This window comes from Candidatus Anaeroferrophillus wilburensis (assembly GCA_016934315.1).
GTDB lineage: Bacteria > Desulfobacterota > Anaeroferrophillalia > Anaeroferrophillales > Anaeroferrophillaceae > Anaeroferrophillus > Anaeroferrophillus wilburensis.
Map to the genome: position 1 here is coordinate 43,390 of JAFGSY010000042.1, position 19,112 is coordinate 62,501.

18 protein-coding genes are annotated in these 19,112 nt (G+C 54.1%); 15 read left to right on the top strand and 3 right to left on the bottom strand.

Annotated elements, in window-relative coordinates; genetic code table 11:
• Positions 1-77 precede the first annotated feature (77 nt).
• Entirely contained in the window at positions 78-869 is a 792-nt protein-coding gene (locus tag JXO50_10940; protein MBN2333605.1) for a PEP-CTERM sorting domain-containing protein, read from the top strand.
• A gap of 58 nt (positions 870-927) precedes the next feature.
• On the opposite strand, the gene JXO50_10945 is transcribed toward JXO50_10940, so the two are convergent.
• Positions 928-1,476 (bottom strand): epoxyqueuosine reductase QueH, encoded by a 549-nt coding sequence (locus tag JXO50_10945; GenBank protein ID MBN2333606.1) that lies wholly within the window; start codon positions 1,474-1,476, stop codon positions 928-930.
• A 328-nt stretch (positions 1,477-1,804) separates the two neighbouring features.
• A complete protein-coding gene (locus tag JXO50_10950; protein ID MBN2333607.1) occupies positions 1,805-2,566 on the bottom strand; it encodes a LysE family translocator in 762 nt (253 codons plus the stop codon).
• Between the two features lie 182 nt (positions 2,567-2,748).
• On the opposite strand from JXO50_10950, the gene JXO50_10955 reads away from it, so the two are divergent.
• From JXO50_10955 to JXO50_11020, 14 genes are all read left to right on the top strand, one after another.
• The gene (locus tag JXO50_10955; protein ID MBN2333608.1) at positions 2,749-3,795 is read left to right on the top strand and encodes an efflux RND transporter periplasmic adaptor subunit; all 1,047 of its coding nucleotides are present in this window, start codon (positions 2,749-2,751) and stop codon (positions 3,793-3,795) included.
• Complete coding sequence (locus JXO50_10960) at positions 3,792-6,887, top strand: efflux RND transporter permease subunit (protein MBN2333609.1); 3,096 nt, start codon at positions 3,792-3,794, stop codon at positions 6,885-6,887. The genes JXO50_10955 and JXO50_10960 overlap by 4 nt, the downstream gene beginning before the upstream one ends.
• Before the next feature lie 108 nt (positions 6,888-6,995).
• A complete protein-coding gene (tpx, locus tag JXO50_10965; GenBank protein ID MBN2333610.1) occupies positions 6,996-7,511 on the top strand; it encodes a thiol peroxidase in 516 nt (171 codons plus the stop codon).
• Between the two features lie 88 nt (positions 7,512-7,599).
• Positions 7,600-8,646 carry a hypothetical protein gene (locus JXO50_10970; protein ID MBN2333611.1) on the top strand — a complete coding sequence of 349 codons (1,047 nt, stop codon included), beginning with the start codon at positions 7,600-7,602 and terminating at the stop codon, positions 8,644-8,646.
• A gap of 35 nt (positions 8,647-8,681) precedes the next feature.
• Positions 8,682-11,297 (top strand): response regulator, encoded by a 2,616-nt coding sequence (locus tag JXO50_10975; protein ID MBN2333612.1) that lies wholly within the window; start codon positions 8,682-8,684, stop codon positions 11,295-11,297.
• Between the two features lie 19 nt (positions 11,298-11,316).
• On the top strand, positions 11,317-11,721 hold the full coding sequence (locus JXO50_10980) for a molybdenum cofactor biosynthesis protein MoaE (protein ID MBN2333613.1): 405 nt from the start codon (positions 11,317-11,319) through the stop codon (positions 11,719-11,721).
• Positions 11,718-12,704: an alpha/beta fold hydrolase gene (locus JXO50_10985; protein MBN2333614.1), complete on the top strand. Its 987-nt coding sequence runs from the start codon at positions 11,718-11,720 to the stop codon at positions 12,702-12,704. Before JXO50_10980 ends, JXO50_10985 begins: the two co-directional genes overlap by 4 nt.
• Positions 12,692-13,213 (top strand): DNA polymerase III subunit epsilon, encoded by a 522-nt coding sequence (gene dnaQ, locus JXO50_10990; protein MBN2333615.1) that lies wholly within the window; start codon positions 12,692-12,694, stop codon positions 13,211-13,213. Before JXO50_10985 ends, dnaQ begins: the two co-directional genes overlap by 13 nt.
• Positions 13,214-13,292: 79 nt before the next feature.
• Complete coding sequence (locus JXO50_10995) at positions 13,293-14,081, top strand: HAD-IIB family hydrolase (protein MBN2333616.1); 789 nt, start codon at positions 13,293-13,295, stop codon at positions 14,079-14,081.
• Positions 14,074-15,288: a glycosyl transferase gene (locus JXO50_11000; protein ID MBN2333617.1), complete on the top strand. Its 1,215-nt coding sequence runs from the start codon at positions 14,074-14,076 to the stop codon at positions 15,286-15,288. The genes JXO50_10995 and JXO50_11000 overlap by 8 nt, the downstream gene beginning before the upstream one ends.
• A gap of 172 nt (positions 15,289-15,460) precedes the next feature.
• A complete protein-coding gene (locus tag JXO50_11005; protein ID MBN2333618.1) occupies positions 15,461-15,937 on the top strand; it encodes a flavodoxin family protein in 477 nt (158 codons plus the stop codon).
• Between the two features lie 36 nt (positions 15,938-15,973).
• Positions 15,974-17,077: a DUF362 domain-containing protein gene (locus JXO50_11010; GenBank protein MBN2333619.1), complete on the top strand. Its 1,104-nt coding sequence runs from the start codon at positions 15,974-15,976 to the stop codon at positions 17,075-17,077.
• Between the two features lie 18 nt (positions 17,078-17,095).
• Entirely contained in the window at positions 17,096-17,347 is a 252-nt protein-coding gene (locus tag JXO50_11015) for a zinc ribbon domain-containing protein (GenBank protein ID MBN2333620.1), read from the top strand.
• Between the two features lie 96 nt (positions 17,348-17,443).
• Positions 17,444-18,355, top strand: coding sequence for an MBL fold metallo-hydrolase (locus tag JXO50_11020; GenBank protein MBN2333621.1), 912 nt, complete (start codon positions 17,444-17,446; stop codon positions 18,353-18,355).
• Between the two features lie 141 nt (positions 18,356-18,496).
• Here JXO50_11020 and JXO50_11025 read toward each other — a convergent pair.
• The coding region (locus JXO50_11025) for a pyridoxal phosphate-dependent aminotransferase (protein ID MBN2333622.1) at positions 18,497-19,112 on the bottom strand (616 nt) is incomplete at its 5' end.

Sequence of the window (19,112 nt, forward strand, 5' to 3'; positions counted from 1 at the left end):
TGCTTCTTGCTAACTCTTAATTATGTACGATAGGAAAGGAACCTTTTTTACATAAGTTAGACCTAAGGAGAATAAGTATGAAAGTCAGATCAGTTGTAGCCATATTCTTTGTCGTGTTTTGTTTATGCGGCATAACGCAGGTATCCCATGGTATGCCGATTTTGCCTGGCGGTACTTCAGATTATTGGACTTGGACTGCTTCTGACAGTGAAGGAAGAAGTGCTAGTGCGGATTTTTATTTTGCTGATGGTAAGTTCAATATTTTACTCGAGAATACTGCTGGCGCAACCACAGTGCCCAATACCGTTTTGGCGGGGCTGTTTTTCGACCTGGTTGATGGTTTTTCCATTTCTAACCCGCATGTTGAAGTGGCGGTTGGTTCAACTCTCCAAGGCCTTGTGACCGGAGGAGCAGGGTATAATATGGATGGTGAATTTGGCTATCTTGCCGGTATCGACGGCATCAATGGTGGCCTCGGGGATTATGGTATTGCGGCAACGGGTTTTGACCCTGAAGACGGCGCCCCTGTCGACTGGGATGGGTTTGGTGCCGATACTATCATTAATACAGATTATTCCTTTCCTTCTCCCAGTGCATCATCACCCAATGGTGCCGAGGCAGGCCTGGTGGGTGGTAATATAGACAATTTAGTTACCGCATCCATAGCCTCTTATGTCCAAAGTGCCGTTCTGATTCAATTTGACTTCGAATGGCCCGGGGAAATTCCTGATTCAGTAGTCAGCCAGGTCAATTTTTTGTATGGTACGGATTATGCCGGAACTCCGGTGCCCGAACCGAAAACCATGCTGCTTTTGGGGGTGGGCCTGCTGTCAATGGTGGCGGTGAGAAAGAAAACGGTGAAAAAATAGTTTAAGTATTGAAGTATATTCCAGTAAAAAGGCAGGCTCTTGTGGGAGCCTGCCTTTTTTATGCGTTTTCGGTCAGCCACTTCCTGCCCAGATAGCGCTCACCCTCGCTGTAGATGCAGCCGCAGTACTGCTGGCGGTACATCTGCCGCTCCTTCGATTCCTCGATGCCGGCTTTCCAGCCGGCTCTGAAGTCTTCGTAGTAAAAGGCCATCCCTGCCGCTTTCCCCGCCGCCTCACCCATTTCCCGGATCAGTTCATGCTGTTGAAATTTGCTGTAGAGCAGGGTGGAGGTGAAGGCGTCGAATTTGCCCCGTTTGGCAATCTTGGCGCTGACCTCCAGCCGGTCATGGTAGCAGAAGGTGCAGCGTTGAGTTTCCCGATAGACCGTGTTTCTGAGGAAGTACGGCAGCCGGTAGCGGTCGTCGACAATCAGTGGCAGATCGACCTCGGTGGCATAGGTTTGCAGGGTTTGCAGGCGCTGCTGCCATTCGGTGTAGGGGTGGATGTGGTTGCTGAAGCAGCCGTGGACCTCATGCCCTCCAGCCCGCAGCTGAACCAGAGGGTAGATAACACAGGGTCCGCAGCAGCAATGGAGAAGAATTTTCATCATCGATATCCTTGTTGACAATGGTTGTCCGGTGCCGCGCATTTCCGTGGCGGTATCCGGGCAGCAGTTCACGCTCATTCTCGCCGGCCGTCCTGGCCGGCTCCGAGGCGTCCGCCGCGAATCACCATCCGGGTGATTCGTCCGGCGGCCAAAACCGCTTTGAACTACCGCCCGGATACCGCCTTCCGTTGTGTCATGTGGTCTGTGCTGGAACAATAACAGTTTTTGTTAAAGGTACGCAACCCCGTTGCTGCTCCAGGGTATTTGAGCCCTGAGAGCTGTATGACAAGAGATCATCCTGCGGTCGGCGGCAACAGATAATTGTAGTTCACAGGGCTCTTTGGCCGATCATTTCCAGCAATCGCAGTCCGTCCCGGGCAAAGAGTAAGGCAAAAAAGAGCAGGATGGCGCCCAGACCGTAGTTGATGAGACGAAAGGCGCCGGCTGATATCTGTGTCCGTGAGTGGTGGGCCAGCGCCGCGACGGCAATCTTGCAGCCGACGATGCCGCCGTAAAAAAGCAGGAGAAAGAAGCCGGCGTTGCCATAACCTGTTTTTGAGGCCTGGAGCAGGGTCGGGCCGCCCACCGTCAGCCAGAAAAGATAGGGGTGGGGGTTGAGGAGATTGCCGATAATGCCCTTCTGCAATGAGCGGCTGCGGTTTGCCGGGGTGATGATTTTTTCCAGGGGGCTGGCGGTAAAACATTCGTAAGCCAGGTAGCAGATAAATGCCGCTCCGGCCAGGGAGATGATTCCCAGTATGGGTGTGGTCCGGGAAAAGCGGGACAGCAGGAACAGGGTTCCCAGGATAATCGGCAGATCGGTGATCAGGGGCGCCAGGGAAACCAAAAGGCCGGCCCGGAAGCCATGGTTCAGGGTTTCGCTGATCACCAGGGCCAGCAGTGGGCCGGGGGAGATGCCGGCCGTGATGCCGAATACCAGGCCGGCGCTGACGAATGGCCAACTGTGTATCAACGGTTCAGCTCCTCCCCAACTTCCTTGGCGGCAACGTGCATGGTGCCGATGTTCTGTTGCTCCTCCCCAGCCTTCGGTCGGAGTATCCTTCTGTTCTCCTATACTGTGCTTTGTCATTCGGGTCAAGAGACGGTGGGAAAAAAGGCTGTAAAGCTGGTCAGCTGCCTAGTAAATCTTGACTTTTACCGTGGTTTCTTTGTAGTCTGCGTGGTTGCTGATAATCGTTTTTTATCCCTGAACAGAAAGGCATGACTATGGGCCGTATGCTGGTCTTTGATAGAGTTCGGATGGTGATGTTCGTGTGTGGTGCAGTTTTCCTGCTCTATGCAGGCAGTCTGGCAGCGGCGGAAAAACAGCCGCCCGGACGGCCGCCGGCCAAGGTGGTGGTTGCCCCGGTGCGGGAGCAGCAGATAGCCCGGACGATGGTCATTACCGGCACCGTGGAGGCTGATCTGGACAGTCTGGTGGCCAGCGAGCTTGATGGGGTGGTTGCCGAGCTGCTGGTTACCGAAGGTCAACGGGTCAAGAAGGGTGATTGCCTGTGTCGGCTCAACGGCGATCTGCTTGAGCGGCAGCTGCAGGTGGAGACGAGGGAGATTGAGCATCTTACCGTCCTCCATGAGAAAGCAAAAACCGACTTTTCCAGGATTGAGCAGCTCTTTGAGCAGGAGGCTGCCGCCCGCCAGTTGTTTGATGACCGGTTCTACGAGGTGCGGCGTACCGAAGCCCTGATTGCCGTTGGCCGGGCAAGGGTCCGGCATTTGACTGCTGAGTTGGCAAAGAAGGCGATTTATGCCCCTTTTGCCGGCCTGGTGGTGGAAAAGCTGGTGGAAGTGGGTGAATGGGTGGGCGCCGGGCAGGCAATCTGCCGTCTCATTGATGACCGGCAGCTGGTGGTCACCATCCCGGTGCCGGCCGCTTCAGTTGCCTATGTGCGGGAACAATCTTCGTTTCTGGTCTACCTGCGGGAAGGTGGCAAGCCGCTGGCCGGGACAACAAACCGCCTGGTGCCGGTAGCCGACCGGCAGGCCCGCAGCCTTCCTTTCCTGATCAATCTGCCGGCCGGGGATGGGGTTTTTGCCGGCATGGAGGCGATGGTGGAAATTCCGGCGGCGCCGCCGGCCCGCTGGCTGACCGTTCCCCGGGATGCCCTGGTGACCGGCGGTGAACAGATGCGGGTGTTTGTCATTGCTGATGCCATGGCTCAGCCGATACCTGTCCAAGTGGAGGGGTATGCCGGCGAGGATGCCCTGGTTGTTGCTGACGGGCTGCAGCCCGGCATGGTGGTTGCCGTCCGGGGCAACGAGCGGCTGCGGCCAAGCCAGCCGGTGGAGATTATCCAGTGAACTTCATCGAATGGGTTATCCGCAAACCAGTGACCGTGGTGGTGGGGGTCATCTTTATTGTTCTCTTCGGCTGGCTCAGCGCCAGCCGGCTGCCGATACAGCTGGCACCCGATGTGGCGCTGCCAGAGATCACCGTCACCACCATCTGGCCGGGGGCCAGCCCCTATGAGATCGAGCGGGAAATTATCGAGGAGCAGGAGGAGGTGCTCAAGGGGCTCAAGGGATTGGTGAAGATGGAGAGCGAAAGCACCTCCGATCTGGGCCGCATCATTCTCACCTTCGATATCGATTCCGACCTCAAGGATATTCTCCTGCGGACCTCCAACAAGCTCAATGAAGTGCCCAGCTATCCGGAAAACGTTGAAAAGCCGGTGATTACCGCTTCCGGGGCCAACGCCTCGCCGGTGATCTGGACAATCTTCAAAACCAGGCCCGGCAACTCCCGGGACATCAATACCTACCTGACCTATTTCGACGATTCCATCCGTCAGCACCTGGAAAGGGTTGACGGCGTTGCCGAACTCTATGTGGTGGGGGGGACCGAGGATGAGATGCAGGTCATGGTCGATCCCCAGCGGCTGGTGATCCATGGGCTGACCATGGGGAAGATGGTCGAACGGCTGGTGGCCGAGAACACCAATCTCTCCGCCGGTGACGTCAGCACCCGCAAACGCAAATATCTGGTTCGAACGGTGGGTGAATACAAGAGCCCCAAGGATATTGGCGAGGTGGTGATTACTGAGGATCGCGACCGGCTGGTGCGGGTTGCCGATGTGGCGGACGTCGCCTACGGCCACAAGAAGGTTTCGGCGGCCATCAGACACGATGGCCAGTCGGCGATTGCCGTGGGGATCAAGAAAGAGGTGGGGGCCAACGTTCTGACCCTGACCAGGCTGGCCAAGGTGGAGGTGGAACGCCTCAATCGGGAGATTCTTGAACCCCAGGGCCTCTATCTCGACTGGGTCTATGACCAGACCCCCTACATCAACAGCGCCATCGGTCTGGTGAAGCAGAACATGATGGTCGGCGGATTGCTGGCCATTGTGGTCCTCTTTCTTTTCCTGCGCAGTTTTGCTTCGACCCTGATCATTGCCCTGGCGATTCCGGTGAGCGTCGTGGGGACCTTTATTTTTCTCGTCGTCGGCCACCGGAACCTGAACGTCATCAGTTTGGCCGGGATGGCTTTTGCCGTGGGGATGGTGGTTGACAACGCCATCGTGGTGCTGGAAAATATCGACCGGCACCGAAAAATGGGAAAACCGCCCTTTGCCGCTGCCCTTGAGGGGACCACCGAGGTGTGGGGGGCCGTGCTGGCATCAACGGTGACCACCCTGGCGGTGTTTCTGCCGGTGGTCTTTATTCGCGAGGAAGCGGGCCAGCTTTTCAAGGATCTGGCTATTGCCATCTGCGGCTCGGTGGCCTTGAGCCTCTTGGTATCGGTGACCGTGATCCCCATGCTGGCCAATCAGCTTTTTTCCCACCGACATCGGTCTCTTGATAGTACCGGTGATCTGTTTTCCCGTTTTGGCGCCCTGTTCAGCGGCCTGATAACCGTCCTGGTGGGCTGGATCAACCGGAACTGGGTTTCCCGCATCGTGGTGGTGGTGATGATTGTTGCCGCCAGCCTCGGGGTTTCCCGGCTGCTGCTGCCAAAGATGGAGTACCTGCCACAAGGCAACCGCAACCTGATTTTAAGCATTCTGGTGCCGCCCCCTGGCTATTCCGATGCCGAGCGGCAGGCGATTGGTGAATATATTGGTGAGCAGCTGCGTCCCTACCAGGAGGCGGCCATTGATGGTGCTGACCGGATTGATACCTATTTTTATGTCGGCCGGGGGCAGATGCTCTTCCTCGGGGCCAAGGCTGAGCATCCTGAAAAGGTCAAGACGATTATCCCAGTGCTGCAGAAAATAATCAGCGGTGTTCCCGGAATGTTCGGGGTGACGGTTCAGCGGGGACTGTTTGAAAGCGGTCTTGGCAAGGGGAGGACCATTGAGGTGGATCTCCGCGGCGGCGACCTGCAGCAGCTGGTGACCATCGGGGGAACCATGTTCGGCATGATCAGTCAGGCCATCCCCGGTGCCCAGATACGGCCGGTTCCCTCCCTGGAACTGACCAATCCGGAAGTGCTGGTCATTCCAGACCGGCGCCGCTGCGCCGCCCTGGGAATCGATGCCCGGGAACTGGCAATCACCGTTGATGTGCTGCTGGATGGCCGCAAAATTGATGACTTCAAGCCCGAGGGCCGCAACCAGATCGATTTGACTCTGATGAGCAAGACCGGGATGATCCAGGCGCCGGAGCAGGTTGCCGGGGTGTCGGTGCTGACTCCCGGAGGCCGCCAGGTGCCCATCAGTTCCCTGGCCAGCATCCGTGAGACCGCCGGGCCCACCCAGATCAACCATCTGGAGCGCAAGCGGGCGGTGACCCTTCAGGTTACGCCGCCGGAGGCGGTGCCGCTGGAAAAAGCCATGGATATTATCGCTGATACCATTATTCCCCAAGTCAAAAAGATGGGACTGATCACCGGCGATGAGGAGGTTTCCCTTTCCGGCACCGCCGACAAGCTGACCCAGACCCGCAAAGCACTGCAGGGTAATTTTCTTCTGGCGCTGGCCATCACCTATCTGTTGATGGCTGCCTTGTTTGAAAATTTCTTCTATCCCCTGATCATCATGGTCAGTGTGCCCATGGCAGCGGCCGGCGGCTTTATCGGTTTGGCCCTGGTGAATCGTTTCTTGGTTTCCCAGCCCATGGATGTCTTGACCATGCTCGGTTTTATCATTCTGGTGGGGGTGGTGGTCAATAATGCCATTCTCATTGTTCACCAGGCCCTTAATTTTGTCCGCACCGGCGAGCTGGGTCCCGATGAGGCGATTGTCGAATCGGTGCGCACCCGCATCCGGCCCATCTTCATGAGTACCCTCACCAGTCTTCTGGGGATGCTGCCCTTGGTTTTGTTTCCCGGGGCTGGGTCGGAATTGTATCGGGGGCTGGGCAGCGTCGTCCTGGGCGGCCTGGCGCTGTCAACAGTCTTTACCCTGCTGCTCATTCCTGCCCTGCTGGGATTTTTCCTGCGGCCGGCAAAATAAGTTCGTTGCCGGTGTTTTTGGACACCATCAGTTTTGTTGTAAGATCTGCTGTTAGGAATGTTATGGTGACATGAAGTGACTTGAACATCTGCTGTTGAGGAGGGAACGATGATCATGGAAAAAAGCGGCCTGGTGGCCATGGGCGGCAGCCCGGTTACCCTGTTGGGCCCCGCACTGAAAGAGGGGGATTCGGCTCCGGAGTTTAAAGTGGTTGATGCCGATTTTAAAACCATCTCTTTGCATGATTTCAAAGGCAGGATAAAACTCATCAGCGTTGTTCCATCCCTTGATACCCCGATATGTGAATTGCAGACCCAGCGTTTTAACCAAGAGGCTGAACAGCTGCCGGCAGATGTCTCTGTACTCACCATTAGTATGGACCTTCCCTTTGCCCAAAGCCGGTTTTGCGGCGCGAGAAATATCAACCGGGTTCAGGTCTTTTCCGATTATAAATATCGCTCTTTCGGTTATGCCTACGGGGTCATGATCAAAGAGATGATGCTGCTGGCCCGGGCTATTTTTCTGGTTGATAAACAGGATGTGATCCGTTACCAGGAAATCTGCCATGAGGTGAAGGAACACCCCCGGTATTATCAGGTATTGAAGGCGCTGAGATCGCTCTAAACCACCTTGATGTCAGCCTGCACGTGTTCAGTTTTAAGCTATGAATCGTTAAACATCAGCTCCCGGATACAGGTGAAAGGGGAAGTGGATGGCCATCGTTCGCAAAGCAGCAGCAGTGCTTTTTTATTGTTGGCTGGTTTTGTTGTTGCCGGGGTTAAGCAGTGCAGCTCAGCGGGTTTATATTGTCTACAGCTATCATCCCGACTATTTCTGGCAGCAGGGAGAAGAACAGGGGATTGCCGAAGCGCTTGCCGGGATGGATATTATCTATGGTAGTTTCTGCCTTGATACCAAACGTCACCAGAGCGAGGCGTGGCTCGATCGGAAGGTCGCTGAATGCCTTGCCGATATCGCCTCTTTTCGGCCGGATATCATTGTTACCTGTGATGATAATGCCATTAAAACTATCGCCGCCCATTTTCACCATCAGGATATCCCGGTCGTTTTTCTGGGAATCAACACTGAGCCGGAGGAGTATGGCCTGGTGGCATCAGGCAACCGCCAGGCGCCGGGGGGCAATGTAACCGGTGTCCTTGAACGGCATTATTATGAGCATACCACGGCTCTGCTGCAAACTATTCTGTTGGCCAATGATTTCAAGACTACGACGCTGAATATCATTACGGATGATTCCTATACCTCCACTAAATTGATAGATTTTCTCAAGAAAGCTCCTTGGGAGACTCCCTGGGAAAAGGTTTTTCATCCCCAGATAGGGACGTTTTCCGGTTATCGGGAGCTTATTGATGAGATTAATCACCCGGATCAGGTGGTGTTCATCTATAATCTTGAGTCAATCAAGGCCAAAGGGCATCATGTGTCCAACCATAAGCTGCTCAGCTGGACCCGGGACCATCTGCAAATTCCTGCGGTGGCCTTTCATCCCCCCTATCTGGAGATGGGTGCCGCACTGTGCGGTGTGGTAGTGACCGGCAGAACTCAAGGGTACTACGCCGGACTCAAAGCGCAGCAGATTCTTCAGGGAACGCCCGCCGGCAGGATTCCCATCGACCGTCCACCCAAGGGGACCGTAGTGCTGAATATCTCGACAGCCAAGCGTTTGGGGATTAAAATCCCCCTGACTGTTCTTCTGGGAGCTGATATTGTCTATGATCGTCAACTTGGCAAGGACTAGCTGGTGGTAGCGCCAAAAGGGTTTCTGGTGAATAGGTGAGACACAAGTATTATCTCCAGTTTTTTATATTCATTTCCATCTGTCTCGGTTTGTTTCTGTTTGGCGGAGCCAGCTTCTATCGTGGCGTGATGGGAACTATTCGGACCAATCTGCACCAAGAACAATTTCTGGTTGCCGAACGGATCAAGGATACGATCGAAACCTATCTTGAGCGGATCGGCACCAGCATTGATTCAGTTCTGGCTATTGAGAATGTCGGCCAAACGGATGTTATTGATGTTTTGAATGCCCGCTTTCAGCTGCTGCAGGCCATCTATCCGGAAATCAGCAATGTTGCTTTTGCCAATACCGAAGAAGAAATTTTTTTCAGTGGCAAGGACGGCCGCTTGCTGCCCGTGGGAATTCCGATGGAGGATGTCTATGAATGGCAGCATCTGAAACAGAAATTCTGGTGGCAGGTTGGTGAAAGCCAGGCGGCGGCAACGGTGACCGAACTGTTTCAGTTTATCCCATCTGTTGACCATGCGGTCAAGATGCCGGTGGTCCTTTTTTCCAAGAATGTGGTTGTCAACGGGTTCTATGCCGGTACTATTCTCATTCCTTTTCACTTCGATTATATTATTGCCAATTTCCTCGAGTCCCTGCCGGCTGCCAATGAACGCCTGGTGGCTTTGATAAGCGACCGGGGGCTGGTGCTCTATTCCACCATTGGGAATATCCAGTACAGTAAAACCCTGCCGGCTTTTTCGGGATACCAGGCTGCAGACCAGCAGCGTTTTTCGTTGATTGACCAGGAACAGCATGACTATGTTTCCCGGTCGTTATTGCAGCAGAAGCCGTTTTACTGTCGGTATTGCCTAGCCGGGGAACAAGGGGATGGTTCCGCTTTGACCTTCGAGTCCTATTTTGCACCGGTTACCATTGGCGGAACTCTCTGGACCCTGATGGTCGGTACGCCGCTTCCCGGCCCTTATGCTGCCGGGAAGGCTATTTTCATTCCACTTTTCTTCGGCTCTCTGTCGCTGATTGTCCTTATTGGTTTGGTGACCTTCTGGTTGTTTCGCCAGACACATCGATACTGGGGGGATATTACTGTCTTCAAAGCAGCCATCGAAAACAGTGGCGATGGGCTCTATATTGCCGATCTTGAAGGAAAATATCGCTATGTCAACCAAGCCTATTGCCAGATGACTGGTTATGATGTCGCCGAATTGCTGGGCTGCCTGGTTGATGACCTGCAGCCGGATATGGAAACCGATGGTAGTCAGAATGCCGCAAAAAAAGCTGTTGCAGACGGTGAGCTCTGGTCAGGAACCGTGCGGAAAAGGTCCCGTGACCAACGGATAGTTGAGGTCTTGCAAAGTATTTCACCGGTTATTCAGAATGGTGCGATTGTCGGCTATGCCTGTAGTCAGCGTGATATTAGTGACGAAATGCGGCTGAAGCGTCAGCTGGAACGTTATTCCGAGCGACTTGAAGATGAGGTTGAAATCAAAACACGCGCATTGGCGCAGTCGCAGAAAATGGAAACCGTCGGCTTGCTGGCTTCCGGTTTTGCCCATGATTTCAATAACCTGCTGGCCGGCATCTTCGGCAATATCCAGCTGCTCGAGCTTGAAACCGTAAACGGCACTGAGAAATGCCAGAAGTACGTGGCAAAGCTGAAGAATATTTCTTTACGGGCTTCCGAGCTGGTCCGCCAGATTCTTGATTTTTCCCGGCAAAGCAAAACGAGTTCTGTCAACACCAAGCTTTCCGTCATTATTCAGGAAACGGTTGAACTTGCCTCCCATTCTCTGCCGAAGAATATTAGCCTTTCTTTTCGGGATGCTTCCGAGGACTCGGTTGTCAAGGTGGATAAAGCACAGATCATGCAGGTGTTGATGAATATCCTCATCAACGCCCGGGATGCTATCGGTTTGCGGGATGATGGCCGGATAACCATCACCACCAGTACCTGTTATATGGATTCCTTTGACCGCCGGCGCCTGAACCTGGCCCGTGATGGCTGGTATGTGGAAACCAGGGTTGCCGATAACGGACCGGGTATCCCGGCACCGATCATTGATCGGATTTTTGATCCATTTTTTACCACCAAGGAGTGGTCTGACCGGAAGGGAACCGGCATTGGCCTTTCCATTGCCTATACTGTTGTCCATAACTATGACGGTACTATCCAGGCAAGCAGCCGCAAGGGGGAGGAGGGGACGACCTTTTCCATTTTGTTGCCCTGTGTGGCTGGTGATGCTCATGATCTTGCCGATGAAACGGTGACTGCTGAAGTTCTGCGGCTGGATGGCAAAACGGTGCTGGTGATTGATGATGAGGTTGATATCCGTGAAACAGTCCGCGGGCTGCTGGAACACCATGGCGCCTCAGTTGTCACGGCTGAAGATGGCCGCCAGGGGCTGGAGTTTCTGGATGGACACCGTCCCGATGTTATTCTGCTGGATCTGGTTATGCCGACTATGAGTGGTGAAAGATTTTTAGAGGAGATGAGTTCTGGATCCCATGATATCCCAGTGGTGGTGATGACCGGGTTGGCCAAGGATGGCTATCAACTGGTGCATGGCTACCCGCTGGTCAAAAATGTGCTGAAAAAGCCTTTTCGTTTTAATGATCTGGTTAGTGCCTTGTCCTTTATGGCCTGAAGTGAAAGGAGCGGATGGTATGACCGTTTCAGTGAATACTTGCTGTACCGACCAGCCTTTTGACCTGCAGATAAGCTATCAGCAGTTTTTGGCCCGTGAGCCTGAGACTACCGGCACCGTGGTCTTTCATCATGGAAAGGTGAAATATCCCGGCAAGCAGGTACCCCGTTTCCGGGATGTTCTCCTGGCGCCGGTGGTTGCCGATCCTGCTGCCGCTTTAGAGCTCATTGGCAGGCAGGCAGCCGAAACTTTTGACCTGCATCAAGTGCTTATTGTCCACCGTCAGGGTGTCGTGCAGGCCGGTGATGATGTGCTACTGGTTATTGTTTCAGCGGCGACCAGGAAGCCGGCTTTTGACGCTTGTGCCTGGATTGTTGATCAAATCAAGCAGGAAATGATTATTACACTAAGGGAACGGACATGATGAATTCTGCCGGCAAGCCGTTCCAGCCGCCAAGCTGGGCAACCAATCCCCACCTGCAAACCATAGCAGCCAATCGCAAAATACGACTTTTGGGGACTAATGAGATGGCTGCCACAGCCTTGGAATGGGTGGTTGATGCTGGCAATGATGTGCGATTGCAGGGCTGGTACTCCCGTCGACCGGGAGGCGGCAAGGGGTTGGTTATCCTGCTCCATGGCTGGGAAGGGAGTGCCGGTTCAACCTATGTCATGGCCACCGGCAGGTTTTTGTACCGGCAGGGGTACGATATCTTTCGCCTCAATCTCCGTGATCATGGTTCCAGTCACCATCTTAATCCCGGTTTGTTTAATGGTACTCTTGGGGAGGAGGTATTCCAGGGAGTCTCTCAGGCTGCTTCCCTGGCAGCAGGTTGTTCCTGCTTCCTGGTCGGTTTCTCCCTGGGCGGCAATTTCGCCCTCCGGGTCGGTTTGCACCGGGAGTGCCGAAGCATACACAATCTTTGCCGGATCATCTGCATCAGTCCCTGCCTCGACCCCCTGAAAACCACCCGGGCTATCGACCGGTCATCCCTGTATCGCTGGTACTTCCTGAAAAAATGGCGCCGATCTCTGGGTATCAAGCAGAATATTTTCCCCGAACTATATGATTTTCACACCGTGTTGGGCAGCCGTACCTGTCTGGAAATGACCGAACGGGTCATTGCTGACTATTCCCCATTTCCCAGCTATGGGGAGTATTTTGAGCAGTATACCCTTACCGGCGGTGTTCTTGAGGATTTGCAGGTGCCGACGACGGTCATTACCGCCGCTGATGATCCGGTGGTTCCCGTTGATGACTTTTATGATCTCCCCGAGATTGACAAGCTGGAACTGCTTGTCCAACCGCATGGCGGCCATTGCGGCTTTCTTGATCAGCTTCCTTTCGGCTGCTGGTATGAAGGCGTCATTGCTGAACTGCTGGCAGGCAATGGATGCGTGAGATAGTTCTTGATACGGAAACCACGGGCATCTCCGCCCGCCAGGGGCATCGGATTATCGAGATTGCCTGCCTTGAACTGGAAAACGGTCAGCCAAACGGGAAGGTTTTTCACCAGCGTCTCAATCCGGGCCGTCCCATCGACTGGCAGGCCTCAAGGATTCACGGTATCAGAGATGACCATGTCCGCTCCTGCCCAGCTTTTTCAGAGATAGCGCCTAAACTGTTTGACTTTATCGCCGACAGTCCCCTGGTTATCCATAATGCGCCCTTTGATCTGGCATTTTTGCGCCAGGAAATACTGCTTGCCGGGCGGGGTGAATTTCAGCCCCGGGCAGTGGTTGACACGCTCCAGATGGCCCGCCGCCTTTTTCCCGGCCGGAAAAACAGCCTTGAGGCCTTATGCCATCGTTTTGCCATTGATGTCTCAGGACGGCAACTGCATGGCGCGCTGATCGATTGCCGTCTGCTGGCCCGGGTTTACCACTGTTTGCTGGCCTTTTCCTCCCCTTCTTGACAGGGAAGCTGCAGCTTGCTACATTTCTAATAGGCTTTGGCAATCCCGATATGAACATTGAACGGCTTCCTTGGTGCGCATGTCCCTGGTTGTTTTTACCGATCTTGATGGAACCCTGCTGGATGCAGCGACCTACTCTTGGGAGGCTGCCCGTTCAGCCTTGGAGCAGTGTCATACACGCGGGGCTTTGGTCATTGCCGTAACCAGCAAGACCATGGCTGAAACCAGGGTTGCCAGTGAAGCAATCGGTCTTGATGAACGCTTTATCTTTGAAAATGGTGGTGGCATATACGTAGGGGGGGAGCAGTATCTGGCGCTGGGCATGCCCTATGAAGACGTACGCCGGGGGTTTGCCTTTCTGGCCCGGCAGTTTCCTCTCCAGGGTATGGGGGATATGAGTGTTGTTCAAGTGGCCGACCTTACGGGGCTCACCATTGAGGAGGCTGCCATGGCCAGGCAGCGGCTGTTCACCGAACCGTTTCTTTATCATGGTGATGATCTTGGCGTCTTGATGGCTGCCGCTGCCGGGTTGGGGTTTCAGGTCGTCAGAGGTGGCCGTTTCTATCATCTGATGGCGGCAGAACAATCGAAAGGTGCAGCCATCCAACGACTGGTGCAGAACCTGGAAAAAGAATCGGGGGTATCCTTGGTAACAGCAGCTTTAGGGGACAGTCCCAACGACTTTCCCATGCTTGCCGTGGTGGACCATCCATTTCTGGTGCGGCATAAGGATGGTCAGGCTACCGAATGCCCATTGGATACGGTGATAATTACTGGAGCTGCTGGTCCAGCCGGCTGGTCGGAAGCGGTTTCAGGGCTGTTGGCGGCGTGGGATAGGCGTTCATTGAGGAGGGGAGTCCATGTCTGATTTCATTCAGAATCGCAAGATTACCAATCTGCAGATGCTTAACAAGCGGACCTTGATGGATATTGAGAGCGAAATTGAGATTTATGCCTATGACCGCAAGGTGACTCTGTTGCTGCCGTCCCTCTATTCCGAGTTTCTCGGTGAAGCAATGCCGAAGATTATCAAGCAGTTGGAGACAATCCCCTATCTCCACCGGATTGTCCTTTCCCTTGACCGGGCCAGCGAGGAGGAGTTTGTTTCGGTGAAAAAGGCCTTTGTCGATTTCCCTTGTGACGTGAAAATTATCTGGCAGGACAGCCCGCAGATCAGGGCATTGTATGCCTACCTCGAAGATCATGACTTTTATGTCGGCTGCCAGGGGAAAGGGCGGGGCGTATGGTTTTCCATCGGTTACATCCTGGCTAAGAAGGATACCAAAGTGATTGCCCTGCACGATTGTGATATCGTCAATTATGATCGGATGCTGCTGGCCAGGCTGGTCTATCCTCTGGTTAATCCCTCGCTTTCTTATGAGTTCAGCAAAGGATATTATTCCCGGGTCAGTGGCTGTCAGTTGTACGGTCGGGTTACCCGCCTGTATATTACCCCGCTGCTGCAGGCCTTGAAAAAGATCTTTGGCCCTTTAAACTTTTTTGAATTTCTCGAGAGTTTTCGCTATATCCTCAGTGGTGAATTTGCCATTCGTTCCGATATGGCGGCCAAGGTCCGGATAACTCCCGACTGGGGGTTGGAAATTGCCACCCTTGGAGAAGTCTACAGCCTGGCAACTCCGGCCAGGGTCTGTCAGGTGGAGTTGATGAGTAATTATGAACATAAGCACCAGGAGATCAAAAAGGATGATGATCCCTATAGCGGCCTGAGCCGTATGGTCATTGATATCACCCGGTCGCTTTTCCGCCTGCTGTCCCAGGACGGTATCGTTTTTACCCCGGCGGTTATCCGCTCCCTGCGGGTGACTTATATTAATTTTGCCCGGATGAATATTGAAAAGTATGATGCCCTGGCCAAGCTCAATGGCCTGCGTTTCGACCGCCATGGTGAAATTACTGCGGTGGAACAGTTCTCCGCCGCCCTGATCATGGCATCGGAAAAATTCATGGATGACCCTATTGGTACTCCTCTGCTGCCTGGCTGGCACCGGGTGATTTCCGGTGAAGCTGATTTTGGCAGCCGGATGATCGAGGTTATCGATGCGGAAAATGGATAACCTGCCATTGAGCGATTGCTGGTTTGCAACCTGACTCATGACAGCTTACTGCCGGCTAAAGTGCTCAATATGAAATAGATGAAACAGGGTGCTTTTTTGAGAGGTCGGGGATAGAAACTTCTCCTCCGGCCTTTCTTGGTTTGAACTTTTGTAAATCCAGGGGGAGGTGGCAATGCAGGTTTTGATCCTTTATTATTCCCAGGGGGGCAATACCAGACAGTTGGCGGAAAAGATTGCCGAGGGGGTGCAATCGACCGGGGTAGAGGCAGTGATCAAATCAACCGCAGAAGTAACCAAGGATGATTTTTTGCAGTCAGCCGGGATCATTGCCGGATCGCCGGTGTATTTTGGTGTTATGGCTGCCGATTTGAAGCGCGTATTTGATGAATTTGTCAGTGTCCGGAAAAAAATGGAAAATAAGGTCGGGGCGGCCTTTGCCACCAGTGGTCATCCCACCGGCGGCAAGGAGACCACCATCATGTCGATTCTCCAGTGCATGTTTATCTATGGGATGATCATTGTCGGTGATCCCATGAGCGCTTCCGGTCATTACGGGGTGGCCTCGGTGGGCAGTCCCGATGAAACCGCAGCCCGGGACGGTTTTGAGCTGGGCCGCCGGGTTGCCATGTTGTGTGAGAAAGTACAATAATCATGATCTTGTTCTGTCGGGGAGGGGTGCCATACCTTGAACCCTGAAACAGCAGCAGTTGTTTTTGCTACCTGCCGGGAGTATGATTCCCGTAAGTTGCGGCGTACTCTGGAGGAGATGATTGCTGTGCTGGGAGTCGACGGATTTATTCAACCGGGGGAACGGGTGTTGCTCAAACCGAATCTCATTGCCCCGCGGCCGGCGGCTGATGCTGTTTGTACCCATCCTGAAGTGGTGCGGGCCGTGGCCATGATCATTCGTGACTGTGGTGCTACTCCTTTTATCGGCGACAGCCCTGGATACGCCTCGCTGGATCGCTGTCTGGAAAAAAGCGGCATCCGTGAGGTTGTCGCTGCGTTGGATATTGGGGTGGTTTCTTTTGAACGGCAGGTGGAATGCCGGCGGCCGGAAAATCATATTCTCAAGCGCTTCAATCTGGCGGCTCCGGTGCTGGAGTTTGATCGGGTCATCAATCTGCCGAAGCTCAAAACCCATGGTATGATGGGACTGACGCTGGCAGTGAAAAATCTTTTCGGCTGCATTCCCGGCCTTTCCAAGGCCCATTGGCATATGCGTGCCGGCCACCAGCGGCAGCTTTTTGCCCGGATTCTCCTGGATTTATACCAGACTATCAAGCCTGATCTGCATATTCTTGACGGCATTGTTGCCATGGAGGGGGAGGGACCCACTGGCGGGGTGCCGGTTTCCCTCGGGCTTCTTGGTGCTGCGGTGGACGGTGTCGCCCTGGATTATGCAACCGAACAGCTGCTGGATTACCCCCAACTGACGCCGATCAGCCAGCAAGCTATCGATGATAACCTGCTTATTCCTGAGCGGATAGAAGTTGCCGGGGATTTCCCTGAACACCGCCGGCCACTGAAAACCGCCCGCGGATCCCGGGATGCGGCGTTTCCCTTGCACCGCCTGGTCCGGCGTCTGGTGGTTAAAAATCCGGTGATTTCATCTTCCCGCTGTCATCGGTGCCTGGTGTGTGTCAAACACTGCCCGGCCCAGGCGATGAAATTCGTTGACCGTTCAGTGCGCATCAATTATAACACCTGCATTCGCTGCTACTGCTGCCATGAACTGTGCCCCTACCATGCTGTCCGGGTCAGATGGGGCCTGGCGTGGGCACTGTGAAAACATAAGGGGATTACTATGCCAACCTACGAATATCGCTGCCGCAACTGTGGTTTTACCTTTGAAGTTTCCCAGAAGATGTCGGATGTCAAGCTGACTACTTGTGAACGCTGCGAGGGAGAACTGGAGCGCCTGATCAGCGGCGGTACCGGGTTTATTGCCGGCGGCGGCACCCGTGGAACTGCCGAACGGCCGGCCTGTGGCATGGAAAGGCCTTGCTGCGGCCGGGATCAGGTCTGCGGCGAAAGGGCATGCCATCATGAATCCTGAAATCATTTTGCTGTCTTATGTTCGGAAAATCATCTCATCCAGAAAATGGATGTCAAAAGTAAAGAGTTGCCGCAGAAATTTCTGGAAGGAAAGAAAATGGATGTAAACAGACTGCATTGCATTGACCTTGACCAGCCGAAGCTGGAAGGTTTTACAAAATTTCTTAGTGCCTGGGTCTATCAGGGAGATGATTTTACCTTTCTTGTTGATCCCGGCCCCCTTTCCTCCATCCCGTTTCTGGTGGGGGAACTCAGGCGACTGGGGATCGAAACCCTTGATTATATTCTCCTGACCCACATCCACATCGATCATGCCGGCGGGACGGGAAGATTGCTTGACCATTATCCAGCCGCCCGGGTTATCTGCCATCCCGACGGCATCAGTCATATGGTTGAGCCGGCCAGACTCTGGGAGGGTTCGCTCAAGGTTCTCGGTTATATGGCGGAAGCTTATGGCGAGATTGTTCCGGTGCCGGCCGCCAGCATCAGTTTTGCCGCTGAAATCGGCAGCACTGGCATCAAGGCCGTCCTGACTCCGGGGCATGCCCAGCACCATCTCTGTTTTTTCTATGATGATCTGCTGTTTGGCGGTGAGGTGGTGGGGGTGCGCAGTGAAGTTCCCCAAGGCATCTATATGCGGCCGGCAACACCGCCGCGGTTTATGCTTGATGTCGCCCTCGAATCCATCGACCGGGTCATGGCGCTGCAGCCACGCTACCTGGTCATGGCTCATTACGGCCTGGTGGAGCCGGCGATGGAGTATCTGGCCATCGGCCGCCAACAGCTGCTGCTCTGGGTGGAAGGGGTGGAGGAAACTGCCCGGCAGGGAACTGCGGGAATGGAGGATCGTCTTTTTGACTGGCTGGTGGCACATGACGACGTCTACCGGAATATCAGGCAGCTGCCGCCGGAGATTTTTGCCCGGGAGCGCTATTTCCTGAAAAATACCATGACCGGCATGCTCGGCTACCTGAAAAGCCAACGCCCGGCATCGGCAGCTGCCGTCTAAGGGGTACTTTGAAAAAGTGCCTTTTTGCCCAATTACGGCGTTAGGCGCAAATGTTAATCCTCAAAATACTCTCTGTATCCCTGCGGTTACAATCTTTGCCTGCCTTGTTCTTAGGCAAAAATGCTCATTTTTCAAGACACTTTAAGCCAGGGTTGCCTGCAGCAGCTGGGCGGCTCGCTCGAGAGTTTCCTGGGTTTTACAGAAACAGAAGCGCACCAGCTGGTTTTTATGGCAGCCGGGGGGATAGAAACTGCTGCCGGGAACGGTGGCTACCCCTGCTTCCCGCACCAGCCGGTGGGCAAAGGCCACATCATCATCGTTGCTCAGCCGGCTGAAATCCGCCATGATATAATAGGCTCCGGCGGGAACCGTACAACAGAAACCGCATCCATTCAGTACTTCCAGTAGAAAATCCCGTTTTTGCCGGTAAAAGGCTGCCAACTCCCGGTAGTAGTCATCACTGCAGCGCATCATCTCCGCTGCCCCTTCCTGCAATGGTGCCGGTGCGCCCACGGTGAGAAAATCATGAACTTTGCGGATGCTGGTGGTGATCGCCTCATTGGCAATGCAGTAGCCGATCCGCCAGCCGGTGACGCTGAAGGTTTTTGAGATGCCGTTGATGGTAATGGTCCGGTCGGCCATGCCTTCCAGCTGCGCCAGCGGATAGTGGCTGGCATCATCATAGAGAATATGTTCGTAAATTTCGTCGGTAATCGCCAGCACGTCCCATTGCTGACAGAGACTGGCAATGACTTGC

What these genes read in the sequence shown, in the direction of transcription:
- JXO50_10940 (MBN2333605.1), top strand. Translation starts at nt 78, where the DNA reads ATGAAAGTCAGATCAGTTGTAGCCATATTCTTTGTCGTGTTTTGTTTA.
- JXO50_10945 (MBN2333606.1), bottom strand. Translation starts at nt 1,476, where the DNA reads ATGAAAATTCTTCTCCATTGCTGCTGCGGACCCTGTGTTATCTACCCT.
- JXO50_10950 (MBN2333607.1), bottom strand. Translation starts at nt 2,566, where the DNA reads ATGACAAAGCACAGTATAGGAGAACAGAAGGATACTCCGACCGAAGGC.
- tpx (MBN2333610.1), top strand. Translation starts at nt 6,996, where the DNA reads ATGATCATGGAAAAAAGCGGCCTGGTGGCCATGGGCGGCAGCCCGGTT.
- JXO50_10970 (MBN2333611.1), top strand. Translation starts at nt 7,600, where the DNA reads ATGGCCATCGTTCGCAAAGCAGCAGCAGTGCTTTTTTATTGTTGGCTG.
- JXO50_10980 (MBN2333613.1), top strand. Translation starts at nt 11,317, where the DNA reads ATGACCGTTTCAGTGAATACTTGCTGTACCGACCAGCCTTTTGACCTG.
- JXO50_10985 (MBN2333614.1), top strand. Translation starts at nt 11,718, where the DNA reads ATGATGAATTCTGCCGGCAAGCCGTTCCAGCCGCCAAGCTGGGCAACC.
- dnaQ (MBN2333615.1), top strand. Translation starts at nt 12,692, where the DNA reads ATGCGTGAGATAGTTCTTGATACGGAAACCACGGGCATCTCCGCCCGC.
- JXO50_10995 (MBN2333616.1), top strand. Translation starts at nt 13,293, where the DNA reads ATGTCCCTGGTTGTTTTTACCGATCTTGATGGAACCCTGCTGGATGCA.
- JXO50_11000 (MBN2333617.1), top strand. Translation starts at nt 14,074, where the DNA reads ATGTCTGATTTCATTCAGAATCGCAAGATTACCAATCTGCAGATGCTT.
- JXO50_11005 (MBN2333618.1), top strand. Translation starts at nt 15,461, where the DNA reads ATGCAGGTTTTGATCCTTTATTATTCCCAGGGGGGCAATACCAGACAG.
- JXO50_11015 (MBN2333620.1), top strand. Translation starts at nt 17,096, where the DNA reads ATGCCAACCTACGAATATCGCTGCCGCAACTGTGGTTTTACCTTTGAA.
- JXO50_11020 (MBN2333621.1), top strand. Translation starts at nt 17,444, where the DNA reads ATGGATGTAAACAGACTGCATTGCATTGACCTTGACCAGCCGAAGCTG.